Source organism: Burkholderia sp. KCJ3K979 (assembly GCF_016759955.1).
GTDB lineage: Bacteria > Pseudomonadota > Gammaproteobacteria > Burkholderiales > Burkholderiaceae > Burkholderia > Burkholderia orbicola.
This window is the reverse complement of sequence record NZ_JACFYV010000024.1, coordinates 36090-54089: the sequence shown is the minus strand read 5'-3', so window position 1 is coordinate 54089 and position 18000 is coordinate 36090. Positions and strand designations below refer to the sequence as shown.

The window sequence follows — 18000 nt, the reverse complement described above, 5'->3', positions numbered from 1 at the left end:
CCGCGGGAAAGGGCAAGGCCGGCGCACGCATCCGGTCGAGGCGCGTCGCCAGCTGTGAGGCGATTGTAAGGCGACTGCCCGTCCCACGCAGAGCCGACGCGACGATGCCAATTGGTCTGGCGGCGCGTTTCAGTTTCGAAACGTTCGCGCTTTCTGACGGGGTGCGATGGCTACCCGCGGCCCGGCATGTGCCCGCGAGGCCTTGCGGCGTGAAGCATGGTGCGCTCCTTGCATGGTTGTATGGGCCGTGAGCGCGATCGCGGGTGTTGTCGACCCGGCAATCGCTTCAGTGGGTCGGATGTATCGGAGACGGGGACAAGAGAATGAAAAAAGACCGAAACGCAACGCAGCGTGTTGCAAACATGAATCGCCGACCTGCCCGGGTATTCGCTTCGCCATTGATTGCGGCGACGTGAGCGAGCGGCTTTCCGTTCCATCCGAGCAATCGGGTTCGTTCTGAACGACGACGTGCAGCCGTGACGCACGAGGCCGACCCGTGCCGGTCGGCCGTCGGGGATGCACCACGAACGCGGCGGATGGCCCCTGGCCTGGATCCCGGAATCGTCATGCCATGGCGCAACGCATGGCGCCGCGCGGCGAATGCGTTTGCATGCCGCGCATCGTGTCGGCGTGACGAGCCAGCGGCACAGGACCGGGCCGGGACAGCCGGTGACGCGCCGATGTGCGCGGCAGCGAGGAACACGTGGAGTCCGGGGAGCGTCCGTCGATCGCGGCATGACGGACGTCGCAACATTGTGCTGTCAGTTGATCCACTACCCCGATGGATCAATTGTTGAAGCGCCCGTCGCCGAGCGGCGACGGGCGTCTTTTTGCGTGCGACGGCTTGCCGTGGCGGCGGCCCGCCCGATCGCACGGCGTTCTGTATCATGTGCTGGCGTGCCTGGCTGCCCGTGCGGGCGCACGGCCTGCCGGCGCGACCGATCACGTTGCCAACATGAACGACAAAGCCTTGCCCGATCCCTCCCTCGCCGACGCCGATCCGGCCGCGCTCGATGCGCTGCAGACCTTCGTCGAGCGTCATCCGCGCCTGCTCGTGCTGACCGGCGCGGGCATCAGCACCGATTCCGGCATTCCCGGTTATCGCGACCGCAACGGCCAATGGATGCGCTCGCCGCCGATCCAGCTCCAGGAATTCCTCGGTTCCGATGCCGCGCGGCGCCGCTACTGGGCGCGCAGCATGATCGGCTGGCCGGTCGTCGGCCGCGCGCGGCCGAACGGGTCGCATGTCGCGCTGGCGCGGCTCGGCGACGCAGGGCGAATCGAGCGCCTCGTCACGCAGAACGTCGACGGCCTGCATCAGCGCGCGGGCAGCGACGACGTGATCGAACTGCACGGCGGCATCAACGGCGTGACCTGCCTCGAATGCGGCGCGCATCACGCGCGGGCGACGATTCAGACCGTGCTCGAAGCCGACAATCCCGAACTGCTGGGCGCGCAGGCCGAGCCCGCCGCGGACGGCGACGCGCATCTGGAATGGGCCGCGCTCGATACGTTCCGCGTTCCGGCGTGCCCCGCGTGCGGCGGCTTGCTGAAGCCTGCGGTGGTGTTCTTCGGCGAGAACGTGCCGCGCGAGCGCGTGGCGCTGGCGTCGCAGGCGCTCGATGCGGCCGACGCGCTGCTCGTCGTCGGCTCGTCGCTGATGGTGTATTCCGGCTACCGCTTCTGCGTGTGGGCGCAGGCGCAGCACAAGCCGGTTGCCGCACTCAATCTCGGCCATACGCGCGCCGACCCGATGCTGACGCTGAAGGTCGAGGCGCACTGCGCGCCCGCGCTCGACGCACTCGTGGCGCGGCTGGGGCTCGGGCGCAACAGCGCCAGCACCAGCGACACGACGGAGCATGCATCGTGACCGGCGCCGCTGCTTCGCCCGATCCGTCCGAGCGGCTGTCCGCGCCGGCGGCCGAACGCAATCGCGGGCCGATCCTCGACGTGCTGCGCCGTGTGCTGCCGGCGAGCGGCAGCGTGCTCGAAATCGCGAGCGGCACCGGGCAGCACGTCGTTCACTTCGCGCAAGCGTTGCCGGGCCTGCACTGGCAGCCGAGTGATCCCGATGCGCAGGCGCGGCGTTCGATCGCCGCGTGGGTCGCGCATGCGGGCCTCGCGAACGTCGCCGGGCCGCTGGCGTTCGACGTGCGCGACGCGCCGTGGCCGGTCGCGGCGCTCGACGCGATCGTCTGCATCAACATGATCCATATCTCGCCGTGGGCCTGTACCGACGCGCTGTTCGCGGGCGCGTCGCGCGTGCTGCGTCCGGGCGGCGTGCTGTTCCTGTACGGTCCGTACCGTCGCGAAGGCCGGCATACGGCGCCGTCGAACGAAGCGTTCGACCGGCAGTTGCGCAGCCGCGACCCGTCGTGGGGCGTGCGCGATCTCGAGACCGTGGTCGCGCTCGGGCTCGACCTCGGCCTCGACTGCAGCGAGGTCGTCGAGATGCCGGCGAACAACCTGAGCGTCGTGTTCCGGCGCCTGCCGCACGCGGAGCAATGACACGCAAGCGGGCAACGCGGCCGGGTTTCCTCTATCCTTTCGCCTGTGCGCGCGGCCCGGCTCGGGTCGCGCCCCGTTTTTTCCGGAGAATTGACTAATGGGCAAACAAGCAATCGGTGTGATCGGGCTCGCGGTGATGGGCCGCAATCTCGCACTCAATATCGAGAGCCGCGGTTACGCGGTGTCGGTGTTCAACCGCAGTCGCGAGAAAACCGACGAACTGATCGCCGAATTCCCCGGCCGCAATCTCGTGCCGACCTATACGCTCGAGGAATTCGTCGCGTCGCTCGAAACGCCGCGCCGGATCCTGATGATGGTGAAGGCCGGGGAAGCGACCGATGCGACGATCGCCTCGCTCAAGCCGCTGCTCGAGAAGGGCGACGTGCTGATCGACGGCGGCAACACGCATTTCACCGACACGATCCGCCGCAACCAGGAACTCGCGCAGTCGGGCCTGCATTTCATCGGCACCGGCGTGTCGGGCGGCGAAGAGGGCGCACTGCGTGGCCCGTCGATCATGCCTGGCGGCCAGCGCGACGCGTACGATCTCGTCGAGCCGATCCTCAAGCAGATCGCCGCGAAGGCGCCGTCGGACGGCGAGCCGTGCGTCGCGTACATGGGTCCGGACGGTGCGGGCCACTACGTGAAGATGGTCCACAACGGCATCGAATACGGCGACATGCAACTGATCGCCGAGAGCTATTCGGTGCTGAAGGACGTCGCGGGCCTGACCAACGACGAACTCGGCGCGGTGTACACCGAATGGAACCAGGGCGAGCTCGACAGCTACCTGATCGAGATCACGTCGAAGATCTTCGGCAAGAAGGACGAAGAAACCGGCAAGCACCTCGTCGACGTGATCCTCGATCGCGCCGCGCAGAAGGGCACCGGCAAGTGGACGAGCCAGAACGCGCTGGATCTCGGCGTGCCGCTGCCGCTGATCACCGAATCGGTGTTCGCCCGCGTGCTGTCGTCGCTGAAGACGGAGCGCGTCGCGGCCAGCAAGATCCTGTCGGGCCCGGCCGCCGCGCCGTTCGACGGCGATCGCGCCGCGTTCGTCGAAGCGGTGCGCCGCGCGCTGTACCTGAGCAAGGTGATCTCGTACGCGCAGGGCTTCGCGCAACTGCGCACGGCGTCGGAAGAATACGGCTGGAACCTCGATCTCGGGACGATCGCGAAGATCTTCCGCGCGGGCTGCATCATCCGCGCGCGCTTCCTGCAGAAGATCACCGACGCGTATGCGAAGGATCCGGCGCTCGCGAACCTGCTGCTCGACCCGTACTTCAAGGACATCGCCGCGAACTACCAGACGGCGCTGCGCGATGTGGTGGTGGCCGCGGTGAAGGCCGGCGTGCCGGTCCCGGCGTTCGCATCGGCGGTCGCGTACTTCGACAGCTACCGTTCCGAGCGGCTGCCGGCGAACCTCGTGCAGGCGCAGCGCGACTTCTTCGGCGCGCACACGTTCGAGCGCACCGACAAGCCGGGCAGCTTCCACGCGAACTGGTCGTAACCGGCTGGGCGAGGTGGCATTGTTGCGAAAATCTATTCTTTGAATAGGGTTTTTCTATCCCGGATGCCGACATTGTTGGCTCCGGGGAAACAGTGTTTTCGTTCTTTCATGGTTTTCCCTAGGTGCTGCCGGGACTAAACTCTGTTCCATCGCTGCAGACATGGTGTGTGCGGCGAAGCAAAAAAATCCCGGAGGTAATCATGAAATCGCTGATCGCAACGTTCGCTGCTGCTGCTGTCCTCGCCGTCCCCGCCGTCTCGTTCGCCCAACAGAACGCGCCCGTCACCCGTGCCCAGGTGAAGGCCGAACTGGTCCAACTGCAACAGGCTGGCTACAAGCTGGGCAGCGACCGGACCAACTACCCGGAAGGCATCCAGGCTGCTGAAGCCCGCGTGAATCCGCAACAGAACGTCGCCGCTGCCGATACGACCGGCTACGGTGCGCAACCGGCCGCCGGCCAGGAATCGGGCGCCCCGGCTGCAGCCAAGACCGGCTGGCAAGTCAAGCGCGTCTCGGACGGCGCACCGGTCTACAAGGGTCGTTAATGGTACGGCCGCGCTGGCGACCGCATCCGACCCCCTGTAGTACGAAGCCCGTCGTTCCGCTATGCGGAACGACGGGCTTTTTCATTGGCGGTGCGCCATGCGCCGGCGTTCAGTGCAGCGGGCGTCGGCCGCGCCCGATATCGCGGAACAGCGCTTCGGCCGGCTCCAGTACCTGCAGCCACGTTTCGTCGTAACCGCTCAGCGTGTCGAGCGCGTCGCGCAGCCGTTCGATCGCGAGGACCGGCAGCTCGACGCTGTGGCGCGTGGCGCCGGTCAGGTGCGTGACGCTCGCCAGCTGAACGAGCGCGTCGGCCGCTTCGGCGACGTCGGTCGCGAACAACAGGTGCCGGTTGAGCAATTCGACCAGACCGCTGGAACCGGCGAAATCGTCGGCGTCGAGCTGCACGGAGAGAAACGTCGCGTTATTCATTGTCATGCTCCTCGTTGTCGTTGGATCGCGCTGCGCATCACCGAGTATAGGCGGCGATCGAAGCGGACAATATGACGGGGCCGATACGGCAGGCGTGGCGGCCGCGCCCGCGAAAACCCCCAAGCGCCCGCCTGGCAGGGCTCGCCGGCGATTGGCGTGCCCAGGCGACGCCGCAAGATTGTTTCCGGCCCGGGCAACTGTCGGGGCCTTGACCGCGACAAATGGTATCTTTGCCGATCGGAGCGACGCGAAAAAGGGGCCGGTGAGCTCATTCGCGCCGACGTTCCGCTGTGGAAACTGACGGCCGCGCGAGCGGTCGGATACTGATTGATCCGGCCGTTGGGCCGGACATCGTGCGTCGCGCGCCGGGGGGCGGTGGGCGGCGCGACGACGCAAATCCGGGAGGACCCTTGAGAGAAACTATTCCCATCCACGACGCGCTCACGCGCTGGCTGCCGCAGGCGGCGCTCGTTGCCGCGGCCATCGCGCTGACGGGCTGCACGATGACGCCGTGGACCGACAGCTGGCAACCCGCGCGCCAGTCGGCACCCACGTCGGCCGCGACGCCGGGCGTGATTGCCGGCTATTACCGCGTGAACCCGGGCGATACGCTGGCGGGCATCGCGAACGCCTACGGGCAGCGCGTGCAGGACGTGGCCAGCTGGAACCACATGGCGCCCACGGACGCCGTGTCGCCGGGCCAGGTCCTGCGGGTCGCGCCGCCGCCGGCAGCGACCTCGTACGGGCAGCCGCCCGCGGCAGCCGCCCAGCCGGGTTCGCTCGCATGGCCGGCCACGGGCGTCGTGGCGACACCGTTTTCGGCCGGCAAGACGCGCGGCCTCGTGATCGCCGCATCCGGGCCCGACCATTCGGTGCGGGCCGCGGCAAACGGGCGGGTGGTGTACGCCGGCTCCGGCGTCAAGGCGTACGGTCCGCTCGTGATCCTGAAGCACGACAACGGGCTCATCACGGCCTACGGGCACAACGGCAAGCTGCTCGTCAACGAAGGCGACGCGGTGCGCCAGGGCCAGCCGGTCGCCGAAATGGGCACTGACGCGAGCGGTCGTTCGACGTTCGAGTTCGAAGTCCGCCAGAACGGCAAGGTCGTCGATCCGATGAACTTCCTGCCGCGCAACGGCGGCTGATCGTTGTCAGCGCCACGTGTGCGCCGGGCGGCGCACACGTTCCCGCTCACTTCATTTTTTCACCTTCATCCTTCCTTAAGCGTCGCGCTGCCAGACTGTCTCGCATGATTGCCGAGCCAGCGAATGCCCAGTGCGAGCGCCGCCGCGCCGAGCGCGATCAGCGAACACTGGATCGCGACGGGCAGGTAGCCGTGCGGACGCGGATCGACGAACGGGTAGGGATACCAGTCCTCCACCGCGCCGCGCACCAGCGTATAGCCGAGATAGACGACCGGAAAGCCGAGCCACGCGAACGCACTGCGGCGCGGAATCGGCGAGCGCGGTTCGACGTACAGCCAGTCGCACAGCATCACGAGCGGCACGATCCGGTGCAGTACCCAGTTGTTGAACGCCGGCGTGACGTGGCGCACCGCATCGAGCCGCGCGAGCAGGAGTTCGTAGACGATCGCGGTGATCAGCACGTACAGCACCGCCGCGCCGCGCATCGATTCGTAGCGCGGCGAGCCGGGGCGCGCGATGCGCCACAGCCCCGCGGCCAGCATCGCGGCCGCGTAGAGGCTGCTCAGTTGCGTGAAGTAGCTGAGGTAGTTGCCGAGATGGAAGGTCGGCAGGCGCCAGTAGTCGGCGACGCTGTGCAGCGTGGTGGACACCGCGAGCAATGCGGCGATCAGCCGATAGGCTGCAACGAAGAACGCTTTGCTCATGATGCCCGCGCGCCGTCGCACCAAAGCTTCATCGTGCCACAGCCGCCCGGGCGCGCGATGCGGATTTTCCATAGGCGGACCGCGTGCGGCGCGCGTCGACGATTCGTCGGATATTTGATCGCGCCGTGCAAAACCGGCCGCCCCTGCGGCTACAATCGTCACAGCCTTGCCGGGCGCGGCCGGTTGCAGCTGGCGCCCCCTCCCCGCATACAACACGAGACGAAGCATGAAAAACATCCTCGCGAAACAGACGCGCTACAGCTCGCCCGCGATCTTCTTCCACTGGGCCATCTTCCTGCTGGTCGCGCTGGCCTACCTGGCCATCGAGATTCGCGGACCGAAGGGTAGCGACAGCCGGGCGTTCTGGATGAACGTGCATCTGATGGCCGGGACGTTCGTCCTCGTGCTGTCGGTGCTGCGCGTGCTGTGGCGGGTCGTCAGCCGCGTGCCGGAAGCGATTCCGCAGGCCACGCTGCTGCGCTGGCTGTCGAAGCTCGCGCATGTCGCGCTCTACGTGTTCATCATCGCGCAGCCGCTGCTCGGCATCATGATGGTCAACATGGGCGGCAAGCCGGTGTCGCTCGACTGGCTCGGCGTGTCGTTCACGCTGTTCGGCCCCGACAAGGCGCTGCGGCCGACGATCAAGGAAGCGCACGAGCTGATCGGCAACGCGTTCTATTTCGTGATCGGCCTGCATGCGCTGGCCGCGCTCTACCATCACTTCATCCGGCGCGACGACGTGCTGCGGCGCATGGCGCCCTGATCGTCCGGCTCCGGACGCGCACGGAAGGCGAGGGCGCATGGTTGTGTTGACAACCATGCGCCCTCGCTTCGTTTACCGTCGCCCGCACTGGCCATCGCGTTGAACATTCTGTAACATCTCGGCTGCTTTTACATTCCGCTTACTCGTCGCCGCACATGCTGCACCGACATCGTCACCTGACTGCCTGGCTTGGCCTGCTCGCGATCTGGATCGCGATCGCGGCGCCGCTGGTGTCGCAGTGGCGTATCGCGCAGGCGGCCGTGCCCGAGGCGATCGTCTGTAGTACCGAGCATGGTGCGCATCGTTCGTCGGATATGGGCGGCATGCACGATCATGCGCTGCATCTCGACGCGTGCGGCTACTGCGGCTTCTTCGCTCATAGCCCGGCCATCGGCGCGCCTGCCGCCACGTCGGTCGCCTTCATTCCCGTCGTTTCCGTTTCCGCCGTCGCGTCGCCTGCCGTCGCGGCGCGCGGCGACCGCTATCCGCGCGCCTATCCGCGCGCACCGCCCGAGCGCGCCTGACGCGTTTCCCGCCGTTCCTATTTTCCGCCGATATCCGTGCGGCCCGTCGCGGCCGCGTGGAGAGCGTCACTCGGGCTTTCGATCATGACCAATTTCCTGTTGCGTGCGCCGCGGGCGCCACGCAATGCCGGTGCGCGGCCTCTGCCGCGCGTACTGAAACTCACCGTTCCTGCGCTGGCTGTCGGCGCGCTGGCCGCTAGCGCTGCCGCAGCCGAAACCACGCCGGCGGCCGGTGCGCCGTCGGGCGATGCGGCGATGCTGTTGCCGCCCGTCGAAGTCGTCGCGTCGCCGCTGTCGACGCCGCTCGTCGTCGTCACCGATCCGAAGGCGCCGCGCCAGCCGCTGCCCGCCAGCGACGGCGCCGATTACCTGAAGACGATTCCCGGCTTCACGTCGATTCGCAGCGGCGGCACGAACGGCGATCCCGTGCTGCGCGGGATGTTCGGTTCGCGGCTGAACATCCTGGCGAACGGAATGCCGACGCTCGGCGCGTGTCCGAACCGGATGGATGCGCCGACCTCGTACATCGCGCCGGAAAGCTATGACAAGGTCACCGTCGTGAAAGGGCCGCAGACCGTGCTGTACGGTTCGGGCGCGTCGGCCGGCACCGTGCTGTTCGAGCGCGTGACGCCGCGTTTCGAGCGCCCCGGCATGCGCTTCGACGGCAGTCTCGTCGGCGGGTCGTTCGGCCGCAACGACCAGAACATCGACCTGACCGCCGGCACGCCTGATGCCTATGGCCGCGTGACCGCGAACCACGCGCATTCGCAGGACTACAAGGACGGCAACGGCAACACCGTGCCGTCGCAGTGGGACAAATGGAACGCCGATGCGGCGCTCGGCTGGACGCCCGACGACCATACGCGACTCGAGCTGACCGCCGGCACCGGCGACGGCTATGCGCGCTACGCGGGCCGCGGGATGGACGGCGCGCATTTCCGCCGCGAGACGTTCGGCCTGTCGTTCGACAAGCGGCATCTCGGCGACGTGCTCGACCGGATCGAGGCGCGCGTGTACTACAACGAAGCCGATCACGTGATGGACAACACTACGTTGCGGCAGCCCGACCCGACGAGCAGCATGCCGATGCGCATGGCCGCGGACGTGCGGCGCCGCACGGTCGGTGCGCGTGCCGCCGCGACGTTCCGCTTCGGCGACGACTTCAAGCTCGTCACGGGCGTCGATGCGCAATCGAACCGGCTCGATTCGCGTGCGTCGATGGGGCAGCAGAACTACCGCGACCAGCCGTGGGATGCGCAGGCGGCCATGTGGAACGCGGGCGTGTTCAGCGAGCTGACGTGGTATGCGAGCGACGTCTCGCGTGTGATCGGCGGCGCGCGCATCGACTATGCGAGCGCACGCGACAAGCGCGCGATGAAGAGCGGGATGATGACGAGCAAGCCGAACCCGACTTTCGACGACGATCGGACGAAGGTGCTGCCGAGCGGCTTCGTGCGCTACGAGCGCGATCTCGCGTCGCTACCCGTCACGTGGTACGCGGGGATCGGCCACGCGGAGCGTTATCCGGACTACTGGGAACTGTTCTCCGCGACGCGCGGGCCGGCCGGTTCGGTCAATGCGTTCTCGGCGGTGCAGCCGGAGAAGACCACCCAGCTCGATATCGGCGCGCAATACAAGAGCGACCGGTTCGATGCATGGGTGTCGGCGTACGCGGGCTACGTCCAGGACTTCATCCTGTTCAACTATGCGGCCGGCATGATGGGCCCGACCACGCAGGCAACCAACGTCAACGCGCAGATCATGGGCGGCGAAGCCGGCGTGTCGTGGCGGCCGGTCGCGCCGCTGCGCGTCGAGATGTCGCTCGCGTATGCGTGGGGGCGCAACGTGGCGAGCGGCGATCCGCTGCCGCAGATGCCGCCGCTCGAAGCGCGCATCGGCCTCGAATACACGCGCGGCGCGTGGTCGGCGGGCGGCCTGTGGCGCATCGTTGCGCCGCAGCATCGCTACGCGCTGAACGAGGGCAACGTGGTCGGCAAGGACTTCGGCCCGAGCGCCGGATTCGGCGTGCTGTCGCTGCATACGCAATACAACGTCAGCAAGACCGTGCAGATCTCGGTCGGCGTCGACAACGTACTGAACAAGGCCTACACCGAGCATCTGAACCTCGCCGGCAACGCGGGTTTCGGCTATCCGGCGAACGCGCCGGTGATGGAGCCGGGGCGTACCGCGTGGGTGCGCGTGAGCGCGAAGCTGTAGCCTGCAGCGCGCGTGTGCATCGCAGCATGCGCGCGCTTGAGCGCCGCACCGCCCGAACGGGCGGCGCGCGTCAACCGATTAGAGAACCGTATCTAGTCGGGGCGCAAACGTTCACGAGTCGTGCTTCACTCCCGCTTCGACACCCGCCGTGCGGCGATGCGGCGTGCGTGTCGATCCGGTGTCATTCGCACCGGCAGCACAATAATCAGGAGAACATGCATGGCCAGATCGATGCGTTCCAGGGTAATGGCAGGGGCAGTGGCATGCGCGATGAGCGTCGCGCCGTTCGCGGGGACGACCGCGCTGATGACGCTCGCGACGACGCACACGGCGATGGCGGCAACCGCGCCCGCCGACAACTATGCGGCGACGCGCTATCCGATCATTCTCGTGCACGGGCTGACCGGCACCGACGAGTACGCGGGCGTACTCGAGTACTGGTACGGCATCCAGGAAAACCTGCAGCAGCATGGCGCGACCGTCTACGTCGCGAATCTGTCGGGCTTCCAGAGCGACGACGGCCCGAACGGGCGCGGCGAACAGCTGCTGGCCTACGTGAAGACGGTGCTCGCCGCGACCGGTGCGACCAAGGTCAATCTCGTCGGTCACAGCCAGGGCGGGCTGACGTCGCGCTATGTCGCGGCCGTCGCGCCCGATCTCGTCGCGTCGGTGACGACGATCGGCACGCCGCATCGCGGCTCCGAGTTCGCCGACTTCGTGCAGGGCGTGCTCGCATACGATCCGACCGGCTTGTCGTCGACGGTGATCGCCGCGTTCGTCAATGTGTTCGGTATCCTGACGAGCAGCAGCCACAACACGAACCAGGACGCCCTCGCCGCACTGAAGACGCTGACGACCGCGCAGGCCGCCACCTACAACCAGAACTATCCGAGCGCGGGCCTCGGCGCCCCCGGAAGCTGCCAGACCGGCGCGCCGACGGAAATCGTCGGCGGCAACACGCATCTGCTGTATTCATGGGCCGGCACGGCGATCCAGCCGACGTTTTCCGCGCTCGGCGTGACGGGCGCGACGGACACGAGCACGATTCCGCTCGTCGATCCGGCGAACGTGCTCGACCTGTCGACACTCGCGCTGCTTGGCACGGGCACGGTGATGATCAACCGCGCCTCGGGCCAGAACGACGGACTCGTGTCGAAGTGCAGCGCGCTGTACGGCAAGGTGCTGAGCACGAGCTACAAGTGGAACCACATCGACGAGATCAACCAGTTGCTCGGTGTGCGCGGCGCCTATGCGGAAGATCCGGTTGCGGTGATCCGCACGCATGCGAACCGCTTGAAGCTTGCGGGCGTGTGATCGATGGCGGCACGTGAAGGACATGCGCCGCTGGCGCGGCGCGCTGCGATCTATGGTGTCGTGGGGCTGGCGGCGATCGCCGGCGTCGCGATCTGGAGCGGCGCCGGACCGCATCGCGGCACGGGCGCCGCGGGTGACGCGCCGGATGCGGCCGCGGTGGGCAGTGTGGCGGCTGCCGCACCGCAGGCCGCCGTGCCGGCGGGCGCGGGCCTGCCGCCGTCGCTGGCCGGCTCCAGCGCACCGCGCTTGCCGCTCGATGCAGGCGGCCATCTGGCGAAGTCGCGTGCGGTACGCGATTTCTTCGACTATTGCCTGACCGCGCGGAGCGACCTGAGCGCGGCCGCGCTCGATGCGTTCGTCGTGCGCGAGATCGCCGCTCAGCTCGACGGCACGGTCGCGCAGGTGGAGGCGCTCGACGTGTGGCACCGCTATCGCGCGTATCTCGATGCGCTCGCGACATTGCGCGATGCGGGTGCGGTCGACAAGTCCGACCTCGCCGCGTTGCAGCTCGCGCTCGATCAGCGCGCGTCGATCGCGTACCGCACGCTCGGCGACTGGAGTCAGCCGTTCTTCGGCGTGGAGCAGTGGCGGCAGCGCTATGACCTCGCACGATTGAAGATCACTCAGGATCGCTCACTGACGGATGCGCAGAAGGCCGAGCGGCTCGCGGCGCTCGAACAACAGATGCCGGCCGACGAACGCGCTGCGCAGCAGCGGGTGGACCGGCAGCGTGCCGCGATCGACCAGATCGCGCAATTGCAGAAGAGCGGCGCGACGCCCGACGCGATGCGCGCGCAACTGACGCAGACGCTCGGCCCCGAGGCCGCCGCGCGCGTCGCGCAGATGCAGCAGGACGATGCGTCGTGGCAGAGCCGTTACGCGGATTATGCGACGCAGCGTGCGCAGATCGAATCGGCCGGCCTGTCGCCGCAGGATCGCGACGCACAGATTGCCGCATTGCGGCAGCGTGTGTTCACGAAGCCCGGCGAAGCCGTGCGCGCGGCATCGCTCGATCGCGGCGCGGGCAGCGCGCATTGACGAAGCGGGCGCCGCCGTGTGCGGCGCGCTTCACGCCGCGCGCGTGATGTTTCGCGGCAGATGTTGCTCGATGGTATCGGCGAGCGTGTCGAACGCGGGGCGGATGCCTTCGTGCGCGACGCAGGCATAGCCGAGCAGCAAACCCTGCCGCGCGGTGTCGAGGTTGCTGTAGTAGCTGGTGAGCGGGCGCACGATCACGCCGGCGTCGAATGCGCTCTGCGTGACCGCGCGGTCGTCGCACGCGTCGGGCAGGCCGAGCACCAGATGCAGGCCGGCCTCGTCGCCCATCACCGGCAGCGCGTCGCCGAAGCGCGCGCGGATCGCGTCGATCATCAGTTGCCGGCGCTCGCCGTACAGCGTGCGCATTCGTCTGACGTGCGAAGTGAGGTGGCCGTCCATGATGAATTCGGCGAGCACGGCCTGCTGCATCAGCTGGCCTTCGCGATACAGCTCCGACAGCCCGGTGCGGAACGTGTCGACCAGATGCTCGGGCACGACCATGTAGCCCATCCGCAACCCGGGGAACAGCATCTTGCCGAGACTGCCGACGTAGATCACGCGGCCGCCGTCGTCGAGCCCCTGCAGCGACGCCAGCGGGCGGCTGCCGTAGCGGAATTCGCTGTCGTAGTCGTCCTCGATGATCCAGCAGCGGTGCTGGCGCGCATATTCGAGCAGCATGCGGCGCCGCGCGAGGCTCATCACCATCCCGAGCGGGTACTGGTGCGACGGCGTGACGAGCACGAGCCGCGGCGGATGCTGCATGTCGCTCGCGCGCGGATCGAGCCCTTCCTGGTCGACCGGCACCGGCGCCAGCGTGAGGCCGGCTGCCTGCAGCACGCTGCGCACGCCCCAGTAGCACGGCTCCTCGACCCACGCGCGATCGCCGATGTCGGACAGCAGCCGCACCGCGAGATCGATCGACTGATGGATACCGGTCGTGATGATCACCTGGTCAGGCGAGCATTTGACCGAGCGCGCGACGCGCAGGTAATCGGCGAGTGCGCGCCGCAGCGGCCGGTAGCCGCCGCCCGGCGCATAGGTCAGCAGCTCCGGATTGGCCTCCTTCCACAGCCGTGCCTGCAGGCGGCTCCACGTGCGGCTCGGGAATTCCGACACGTCCGGCACGCCTGGCATGAACGCCCCCCACTGGCGCCGCGAGACGCCCGCATGCTCGACCAGTTGCCGGCCGCGCATCGACAGGCTGCCCTGCGCGTCGGGCAGCGGCGGTTCGTCGGCCGCCGCCGGCGGCGGCGGGGCGCCCGGTACGCGGATCGCGGCGGCGTCCGGTCGCGTGTCGGCCACGTAGGTGCCGCTGCCGGTGGTCGTCAGCACGTAGCCTTCGGCGGTCAGCTGGTCGTACACGTGCAGCACGGTATTGCGCGCGATCGACAGGTCGCCCGCGAGCGTGCGCGAACTCGGGAGCTTTGTTCCTGGCCCCAATTCCCCCGTCAGAATCGCCTGCTGCATCAGCTGCAGCAGTTGCCGGTACATCGGCTCGGACGAGCTGCGGTCCAGACGGGCGGACAGCCAGTCGGCGACGATCACGGTATCCAAAGTGGTCCTACTAGGAATATTGAAATGGTTCCCTAGTATAGAACCGTGCGCGCCGTATAGTGGCTCGCATCTCAAAATCAATTGGCGCGGAACCAGGGGACAGCACGATGAAGTCCGATGATGTGATCGTCAGCTTTCGCGGCGTGCGGAAGACCTACGACGGCGAGACGCTGGTCGTCAAATCGCTCGACCTCGACATCCAGCGCGGGGAATTCCTGACGCTGCTCGGGCCGTCCGGCTCGGGCAAGACCACCTGCCTGATGATGCTGGCCGGCTTCGAATTCCCGACCGGCGGCGAAATCCGCCTCGACGGCGAGTTGCTGAACAGCGTGCCGCCGCACAAGCGCAACATCGGCATGGTGTTCCAGAACTACGCGCTGTTTCCGCACCTGACGGTCGAGCAGAACGTCGGGTATCCGCTGACGGTGCGCAAGCTGCCCGCCGCCGAGCGCGCGGAGCGCGTCGCGCACGCGCTGAAGATGGTGCAGATGGAGCGCTTCGCGAAACGCTATCCGGCGCAACTGTCGGGCGGCCAGCAGCAGCGCATCGCGCTGGCCCGTGCGCTCGTGTTCGAGCCGAAGCTGGTGCTGATGGACGAGCCGCTCGGCGCGCTCGACAAGCAGTTGCGCGAACACATGCAGTACGAACTGAAGGCGCTGCACGAGAAGCTCGGCGTGACCTTCGTGTACGTGACGCACGATCAGGGCGAGGCGCTGACGATGTCCGATCGCGTCGCCGTGTTCGACAAGGGCATCGTGCAGCAGCTCGACACCGTCGACCGCCTGTACGAATCGCCGTGCAACGAATTCGTCGCGAACTTCATCGGCGACAGCAACCGGCTGCGCGGCACCATCGCACGCGTCGACGGCGAATTCTGCGAATTCCGGCTCGACGACGGCACGAAGCTCGTCGGCCGCCATATCGGCGAAGCCGCCGAGGGCGCATCGGCCGTCGCGTGCATCCGCCCGGAGCGCATGAGTCTCGCCGCGCACGGCGTGAACGGTGCGAACGGTGCGAACGGCGCCGCCGCCAATTGCGTGAGCGGCGAGGCGCGCAGCCTCATCTATTTCGGCGATCACGTGCGCATGCGCTGCGCACTGCCGGGCCAGGACGAATGTTTCGTGAAGGTGCCGCTCGGCACCGGCGCGCTCGACGCGTTCTCGCCCGGCGCCCCGGTCTCGCTTGCGTTCTCGCCCGAACACCTGCGCGTGTTCGCGTGAGCATGGTTTACCCCGGTTTTTCGCAGCACGTCGTCAACAACAAAGCCCACTTCCACCACGAGAGGAGAGGAACCATCATGAAACGAGCAAGCTTTACCGCGCGCCGCACGGCGCTCGCGCTGGCCCTGGTCGCATTCGGCGCATCGGCCACCGCTGCCGAGCTCACGGTCGTCAACTTCGGCGGCGCGAACGGCGACGCACAGAAGGTCGCGTTCAACCAGCCGTTCGAGAAGGCGACCGGCAACAAGGTCACGGCCGTCGAATACAACGGCGAGCAGGCGAAGGTGAAGGCGATGGTCGAGGCGAAGCACGTCAACTGGGACGTGGTGGAAGTCGAATCGGGCGACCTGAACCGCGGCTGCGACGAAGGGCTGTACGAGAAGCTCGACTGGTCGAAGATCGCGAAGAAATCCGACCTGATTCCGGAATCGCCGCAGGTGTGCGGCGTCGGCTTCTTCGTGTGGTCGACGGCGCTGTCGTACAACGCAGACAAGCTGAAGTCGGCGCCCACCGGCTGGGCCGATTTCTGGAACGTGAAGAAATTCCCCGGCAAGCGCGGGATGCGCAAGGGCGCGCGCTACAACCTCGAATTCGCGCTGATGGCCGACGGCGTCGCGACGAAGGACGTCTACAAGGTGCTCGGCACGAAGGCCGGCCAGGATCGCGCGTTCAAGAAACTCGACGAGCTGAAGCCGTACATCCAGTGGTGGGAAGCGGGCGCGCAGCCGCCGCAGTTCCTCGTCGCCGGCGACGTCGTGATGTCGACCGCGTACAACGGCCGCATCGACGCCGCGCAGAAGGAAGGCAAGAACCTGAAGGTCGTGTGGAACGGCAGCATCTACGACCTCGACTACTGGGCGATTCCGAAGGGTTCGCCGAACAAGGCGCTGGCCGAGCAGTACATCGCGTACTCGCTGACGCCGAAGCCGCAGCAGGCGTATGCGCAGCACATCGCGTACGGTCCGGCGAACATCGCGGCGATCAAGGCGCTCGACGCGAAGACGCTCGCGAACCTGCCGAACTCGCCGGCTAACGGCAAGAACGCGGTGCTGGAGGACATCGGCTTCTGGACCGACCACAGCGACGAGCTCGAACAGCGCTTCGCCGCATGGGCAACGAAGTAAGCGGTCAGGCATCCTCACGGGTGTCGTGATGCAACCGGCCGCGCGACGCGTCGATCGCGTCGCGCGGCATTCCGCCGGAACGTGCCCGGCCGGAGAGAACCATTGAACACGATGACGATCGCGTCTTCCTCGCCGTCGACCGCCGCGCTCAAGCGCGAACTGAAGGCTGCCGAGGCCCGCAAGCGCACGATGGCGCTGCTGCTGGTCGCGCCGCTCGCGATTTTCCTGCTGCTGATTTTCGTCGTGCCGATCGGCACGCTGCTCACGCGTGCGGTGCAGAACCCGGAAATCGCGACCGCGTTGCCGAACACGGTCGCCGCGTTGTCGGGCTGGGACCGCAAGACGCCGCCGGCGGACGCCGCGTATGTCGCGCTCGCGGCCGACATGACGAAGGTGGCCGACAGCGAGGCGATGGGCGCGCTCGCGCGGCGCCTGAACACCGAGATTCCCGGCTATCGCTCGCTCGTCGCGAAGACGGCGCGCGCGATGCCGCTGAAGGGCGACAATGACGCGGCGCTGACGCCCGCGCAGACGCGCGCCAAATTCATCGACCTCGATGCGCGCTGGGGCGACGTCGCGTACTGGCAGTCGATCGCGAAGAACGGCAGCCAGGTGTCGCCGTTCTACCTGCTCGCCGCGCTCGATCACAAGCAGGACGGCTTCGGCCACATCGTGCAGGCCGATCCCGACCAGTCGATCTACCTCGCGATCTTCGGCCGCACGTTCGTAATCGGCATCGCCGTCACGCTGTTCGCGCTGCTGCTCGGCTATCCGCTCGCGTACTGGATCTCGACGCTGTCGGAACGGCGCGCGAACCTCGTGATGATCCTCGTGCTGATTCCGTTCTGGACGTCGGTGCTTGTGCGCGTCGCCGCGTGGATCGTGCTGCTGCAGAGCGAGGGGCTCATCAACACGGCGCTGATCGGCAGCGGGCTGATCTCGCATCCGCTGACGCTGCTGTTCAACCGCGTCGGCGTGTACATCTCGATGACGCACATCCTGCTGCCGTTCATGATCCTGCCGCTCTACAGCGTGATGAAGTCGATTCCGCCGACCTACCAGCGCGCGGCCGTGTCGCTCGGCAGCCATCCGTTCGCCGCGTTCTGGCGCGTGTACGTGCCGCAGACCTATCCGGGCGTCGGTGCGGGCGCGCTGCTCGTGTTCATCCTCGCGATCGGCTACTACATCACGCCCGCGCTGCTCGGCGGGCCGAACGACCAGATGGTCAGCTATTACGTCGCGTACTTCACCAACGTGACGATCAACTGGGGCATGGCGTGTGCGCTCGGCGGGCTGCTGCTCGCGGCGACGCTCGTGCTGTATGCGGTATACGGGCGCTTCACGCGCACCAACGTGAGCCTCGGCTGAGCGCCGGGCACAGGGAAACGGGAAGGGGATGCCGAC

Annotated in this window: 16 protein-coding genes; 13 read left to right on the top strand and 3 right to left on the bottom strand. The window is 67.4% G+C overall.

Annotated elements, in window-relative coordinates:
• Positions 1-955 precede the first annotated feature (955 nt).
• The 4 genes from H3O04_RS08735 (at position 956) to H3O04_RS08720 (ending at position 4563) form a co-directional block, all read left to right on the top strand.
• The gene (locus H3O04_RS08735; protein WP_034175291.1) at positions 956-1870 is read left to right on the top strand and encodes an NAD-dependent protein deacetylase; all 915 of its coding nucleotides are present in this window, start codon (positions 956-958) and stop codon (positions 1868-1870) included.
• A complete protein-coding gene (locus tag H3O04_RS08730; protein ID WP_006479383.1) occupies positions 1867-2508 on the top strand; it encodes a DUF938 domain-containing protein in 642 nt (213 codons plus the stop codon). The genes H3O04_RS08735 and H3O04_RS08730 overlap by 4 nt, the downstream gene beginning before the upstream one ends.
• Before the next feature lie 97 nt (positions 2509-2605).
• Entirely contained in the window at positions 2606-4018 is a 1413-nt protein-coding gene (gene gndA / locus H3O04_RS08725; RefSeq protein WP_006479382.1) for an NADP-dependent phosphogluconate dehydrogenase, read from the top strand.
• A 200-nt stretch (positions 4019-4218) separates the two neighbouring features.
• Complete coding sequence (locus H3O04_RS08720; protein ID WP_011548125.1) at positions 4219-4563, top strand: DUF4148 domain-containing protein; 345 nt, start codon at positions 4219-4221, stop codon at positions 4561-4563.
• A gap of 109 nt (positions 4564-4672) precedes the next feature.
• On the opposite strand, the gene H3O04_RS08715 is transcribed toward H3O04_RS08720, so the two are convergent.
• Positions 4673-4993, bottom strand: coding sequence for a hypothetical protein (locus H3O04_RS08715; protein WP_011694691.1), 321 nt, complete (start codon positions 4991-4993; stop codon positions 4673-4675).
• Positions 4994-5403: 410 nt separating this feature from the next.
• Between H3O04_RS08715 and H3O04_RS08710 the strand changes: the two genes are divergently transcribed.
• A complete protein-coding gene (locus tag H3O04_RS08710; protein WP_023474446.1) occupies positions 5404-6138 on the top strand; it encodes a peptidoglycan DD-metalloendopeptidase family protein in 735 nt (244 codons plus the stop codon).
• A gap of 65 nt (positions 6139-6203) precedes the next feature.
• On the opposite strand, the gene H3O04_RS08705 is transcribed toward H3O04_RS08710, so the two are convergent.
• The gene (locus tag H3O04_RS08705) at positions 6204-6842 is read right to left on the bottom strand and encodes a Pr6Pr family membrane protein (RefSeq protein ID WP_034175290.1); all 639 of its coding nucleotides are present in this window, start codon (positions 6840-6842) and stop codon (positions 6204-6206) included.
• 226 nt (positions 6843-7068) lie between these two features.
• Between H3O04_RS08705 and H3O04_RS08700 the strand changes: the two genes are divergently transcribed.
• From H3O04_RS08700 to H3O04_RS08680, 5 genes are all read left to right on the top strand, one after another.
• Positions 7069-7605, top strand: a complete 537-nt coding sequence (locus H3O04_RS08700) for a cytochrome b (protein WP_006479377.1) — start codon at positions 7069-7071, stop codon at positions 7603-7605.
• A 155-nt stretch (positions 7606-7760) separates the two neighbouring features.
• Positions 7761-8129, top strand: coding sequence for a DUF2946 domain-containing protein (locus H3O04_RS08695; RefSeq protein WP_023474448.1), 369 nt, complete (start codon positions 7761-7763; stop codon positions 8127-8129).
• A gap of 84 nt (positions 8130-8213) precedes the next feature.
• Complete coding sequence (locus H3O04_RS08690; RefSeq protein ID WP_034174871.1) at positions 8214-10346, top strand: TonB-dependent copper receptor; 2133 nt, start codon at positions 8214-8216, stop codon at positions 10344-10346.
• Between the two features lie 219 nt (positions 10347-10565).
• Positions 10566-11660: a triacylglycerol lipase gene (locus tag H3O04_RS08685; RefSeq protein ID WP_202587505.1), complete on the top strand. Its 1095-nt coding sequence runs from the start codon at positions 10566-10568 to the stop codon at positions 11658-11660.
• Between the two features lie 3 nt (positions 11661-11663).
• The gene (locus H3O04_RS08680; RefSeq protein WP_202587504.1) at positions 11664-12698 is read left to right on the top strand and encodes a lipase secretion chaperone; all 1035 of its coding nucleotides are present in this window, start codon (positions 11664-11666) and stop codon (positions 12696-12698) included.
• Positions 12699-12728: 30 nt separating this feature from the next.
• Here the strand turns inward: H3O04_RS08680 and pdxR are convergent, their stop codons facing one another.
• On the bottom strand, positions 12729-14252 hold the full coding sequence (gene pdxR / locus H3O04_RS08675; RefSeq protein ID WP_023474453.1) for a MocR-like pyridoxine biosynthesis transcription factor PdxR: 1524 nt from the start codon (positions 14250-14252) through the stop codon (positions 12729-12731).
• 107 nt (positions 14253-14359) lie between these two features.
• On the opposite strand from pdxR, the gene H3O04_RS08670 reads away from it, so the two are divergent.
• The 3 genes from H3O04_RS08670 to H3O04_RS08660 all read left to right on the top strand — a co-directional run bounded on the left by H3O04_RS08670 (position 14360) and on the right by H3O04_RS08660 (position 17964).
• Positions 14360-15472: an ABC transporter ATP-binding protein gene (locus tag H3O04_RS08670; protein ID WP_006479371.1), complete on the top strand. Its 1113-nt coding sequence runs from the start codon at positions 14360-14362 to the stop codon at positions 15470-15472.
• A 77-nt stretch (positions 15473-15549) separates the two neighbouring features.
• Entirely contained in the window at positions 15550-16596 is a 1047-nt protein-coding gene (locus tag H3O04_RS08665; protein ID WP_011548116.1) for an ABC transporter substrate-binding protein, read from the top strand.
• Between the two features lie 111 nt (positions 16597-16707).
• Positions 16708-17964, top strand: coding sequence for an ABC transporter permease (locus H3O04_RS08660; RefSeq protein ID WP_202587506.1), 1257 nt, complete (start codon positions 16708-16710; stop codon positions 17962-17964).
• Positions 17965-18000 lie beyond the last annotated feature (36 nt).